Consider the following 569-nt stretch of genomic DNA (forward strand, 5'->3'; position numbering starts at 1 on the left):
GCCTGAAAGAGGCATCAACGCCACCGCCCCGTGCTCCGTGCGAAGAGGAAGGCCGATGGCACTCAGCACGTCGAACTCGCGCACCCTCGCGGCACCGATCGGATCCGAGGGAAGGTTCGTGAGCGAGGGATGGCACATCAGCACGTCGCCCGTCCGGCACGCGCCGACCCAGCGCTCCAGGCGCAGCCGATACGCTGCGGTATCGCCGGCGAAATCGTAGACCCCCAGCAAGCCAAGACTGGTCGGGATGCCACGGCGAGCCGCCAGCCTGCAGAGTGCCCTGCCGCCGAGCGCGTGAATCAGGTCGGCCTTGGTCTTCGCGATGCCGGTGGTCGGGGGCGGCGCCGTGCTGCGAAGCCAGGGCGCAGAGGAGCGGTACCGGTCGGCGAGTTCCTCGACCAGCATGTCCCGCACGATGGGGAGCTGGTGGACATGCCGATGCCCGTCCACGAAGGCGGGGGCGCGACCAAGCCCATCCTCGAAGCGCGCCAACTGATCCCTGATCTCGGCCAGGACAGGTGCCGGACGAAGCATCCCGAGATAGCTCCGGGCGATGAAGCGCGCCAGGC

Annotated in this window: 1 protein-coding gene; it reads right to left on the reverse strand. The window is 68.9% G+C overall.

Features of this window, described 5'->3' with window-relative positions; genetic code table 11:
• Positions 1-534: ChbG/HpnK family deacetylase (locus AC1DTN_RS38720; RefSeq protein ID WP_477925520.1), on the reverse strand; the 534-nt coding region annotated here is incomplete at its 3' end.
• Between the last annotated feature and the right edge of the window lie 35 nt (positions 535-569).

Source organism: Rhizobium sp. 01T444, assembly GCF_056398305.1.